The 2,627-nt window shown below is 61.6% G+C and carries 2 protein-coding genes and 1 pseudogene; 2 read left to right on the top strand and 1 reads right to left on the bottom strand.

What is annotated here, in order from left to right; genetic code table 11:
* Positions 1–230: 230 nt before the first annotated feature.
* Both EOC06_RS11060 and EOC06_RS11055 read left to right on the top strand, forming a co-directional pair.
* Positions 231–839: a TetR/AcrR family transcriptional regulator gene (locus EOC06_RS11060; RefSeq protein ID WP_127268181.1), complete on the top strand. Its 609-nt coding sequence runs from the start codon at positions 231–233 to the stop codon at positions 837–839.
* Positions 840–1,126: 287 nt separating this feature from the next.
* On the top strand, positions 1,127–2,110 hold the full coding sequence (locus EOC06_RS11055) for a hypothetical protein (protein ID WP_245469492.1): 984 nt from the start codon (positions 1,127–1,129) through the stop codon (positions 2,108–2,110).
* Positions 2,111–2,280: 170 nt separating this feature from the next.
* Here the strand turns inward: EOC06_RS11055 and EOC06_RS42265 are convergent.
* A pseudogene (locus EOC06_RS42265) lies at positions 2,281–2,627 on the bottom strand (nitroreductase family protein); the annotation flags it as partial.

Genomic DNA, 2,627 nt, shown 5'->3' with positions numbered 1-2,627 from the left:
CCACGATGCCGATGGGCGCCATGGCGATCGGCAGGCGCGCCATGAAGCCGGCGGCCGCAAAGCCCTTGGCTCCGGGGGCACGAAAGATTTCCGCGTAGGGATTTTGCATCGGTTGGTTCCTCGACAAAGGACGATTGGACAATTACATACGGAGCGTATGATCATTAAATAGACCATACGTCGCGTATGTCAATTGGCATACGTTGCGTATGTGAATAGGGCCAGAAGCCATGCACAGACCCCGCAAGGAGATGATCGCCGAGACGCGCGCCAAGCTAATCGCGGCGGCCCGTCATGCCTTCGGCACAACAGGCTATGCGGAAGCCTCGATGGATGATTTCACCGCTTCGGCCGGGCTGACGCGCGGCGCGCTCTATCATCATTTCGGCGACAAGAAGGGGCTGCTGCAGGCGGTCATAGCCCAGATTGACGGCGAGATGGCGGCGCGCATCAATGAGGTCGCGTCGAGAGCGCCGACCCGTTGGCAACATTTCGTCGACGAGTGCTCGACCTATATCGAGATGGCGCTGGAGCCGGAAATCCAGCGCATCATGTTCCGGGATGGCCCGGCCGTGCTGGGGGATCCAGCGCAATGGCCGAATTGCAGTGCGTGCATCGCTTCAATGACCGACCATCTGACCGCGCTGCAGGAGGAGGGGGTCGTTGTCTCCAGCCTCGACCCCGAGACGGCCTCGCGATTGATCAACGGAGCGAGCAGCCAGGCAGCGCAACGGATCGCCAATTCGAGCGACCCCGAAGCGACGTCGAAGAAGGTGGTGACGGCGTTCAAGCAACTGCTCGAAGGCCTGCTCAAGAAGCCGGACCCGCAGTCGAATTGAAGTTCACACCGGAGCTTTCGTGCCGGCAGCTGTTCCCGATAGGAATTTTTTCTTGACTCGGTGACCTCAGCTAAGGTACATATTCGTCCATGGTGCTGATTTGCGCCAGTGACCCGCCGCACAGGCGGGTTTTTCGTTTGATGCTCCGTCAGCCTACGCGCCGGCGAAGGCTCCGAAGAAACCCGTTAGCCCGAATTCGTTGCCCTTTGGCGTCAGGGCCGGCAATTGACAATCGCCGGGTTGAGTCCATCCTCTTCCACCATCTCTGAGGCGGAGATTCGGGGCACATGTGGGATTTTGAGATCGGCCGGTCGGTGTCCATCATGATGCGGACCTGGCCGTTCATCGTCTTTCGCATGATCGTCTATTTCGGCATCACGCTGGCCTACATTATGGCGACGGGCAGCGGCGCCTCGGTCGGCTATGGCGTCGGCCATATCTCCACTGATCCCGACGGGCCCATGTCCTTTGCCCTGTGGGGCGGCGTGGTCGGGTTTGGCCTCGTCTCGATCGCTGTGTATTGGATCCGCGAATACATCCTCTATGTCGTCAAGGCCGGCCACATCGCCGTCATGGTTCATCTGATCGACGGCCGCGACATTCCCGGCGGTCAGGACCAGATCGCCTATGCCAGGGATATCGTGACCCAGCGTTTCGCCGAGGCCAACATCCTTTTCGTCGTCGACCAACTCGTCAAGGGCGCCATCCGCGCCATCACCGGCCTGCTCGGCGGCATCGCCGCCTTCCTGCCGATACCGGGCCTGAGCGGCCTGGTCTCCTTCATCAACACGGTGATCCGCCTGTCGCTGACCTATGTCGACGAGATCATCCTCGGCTACAACATCCGCATCAATTCAGCCTCGCCCTTCGAGACGGCGCGCCAGGGCGTCGTGCTCTATGCCCAGAACGGCAAGGTCATGGTCAAGAACGCCGTCTGGCTGGCGGTCATCATGTGGGGCGTGTCGTTCATCATCTTTCTGATGATGCTGGCGCCTGCCGGCGCCATTCTCTTCCTGATGCCTGGCCAGCTCGCCGGCTGGGCTTTTGTGCTCGCCATCGTCTTCGCCTGGGCATTCAAGGCGGCGTTCATTGAACCCTTCGCCATCGCCTGCTTGATGCAGGTCTATTTCAAGACCATTGCGGGCCAGGTGCCGGATCCGGCCTGGGACGCCCGGCTGGCCGAGGCGTCGTCGAAGTTCAGGGAGCTCAAGGACAAGGCGCTCGCCTCCTTCGGCGGTTCGCGCTGGGGTACGGCCGGCGCCACACCCTGATCGGCTGGGCGGATGGTGTCTGGTGAGGCAGGAACGGTGTTGAGGCGCGCCACGGTGGATTTGAGCTGTGTCTCGCCTTGCCCGGAAAAAGTCTCGCTCATGATCAGCTCCGGCAGCGGCAGCCGCCGTCCCCAGCCATGCGTTTCAAGGTCCGGTTTGGGAGCGAACTCGGAAACACGGCCGACGCAGAGATAGGCGATCGGCGTTACGTGATCCGGAATGGCCAACAGCCGCTTCAGCGCCTCAGCCTCGATGATGCTCACCCAGCCGACACCGACGCCCTCGGCACGCGCGGCCAGCCAGAAATTCTGCACCGCGCAGACGGTGCTGTAGAGATCCATCTCCGGATTGTGCCAGCGTCCCAGCGGCGAACCCTTCGAGCGCTGCCTATCGCAGGTGATGCAGATGTTGAGTGCGCTCTCGCAGATGCCTTCCAGCTTGAGCTTGCGATACAGCGCCTGTTTTTCCGCCTCGATCGCCGGCAGTTCCTGTTCGCGCGCGGCCAGGAACAGGTCGC

It is taken from the genome of Mesorhizobium sp. M7A.F.Ca.MR.362.00.0.0, from assembly GCF_004023175.1.
In the GTDB taxonomy this organism is placed as follows: Bacteria; Pseudomonadota; Alphaproteobacteria; order Rhizobiales; family Rhizobiaceae; genus Mesorhizobium.
Note: the sequence above shows the minus strand (reverse complement) of the source record. Positions and strands in the feature narration are given on the sequence as shown.

What these genes read in the sequence shown, in the direction of transcription:
- EOC06_RS11060 (WP_127268181.1), top strand. Translation starts at nt 231, where the DNA reads ATGCACAGACCCCGCAAGGAGATGATCGCCGAGACGCGCGCCAAGCTA.
- EOC06_RS11055 (WP_245469492.1), top strand. Translation starts at nt 1,127, where the DNA reads ATGTGGGATTTTGAGATCGGCCGGTCGGTGTCCATCATGATGCGGACC.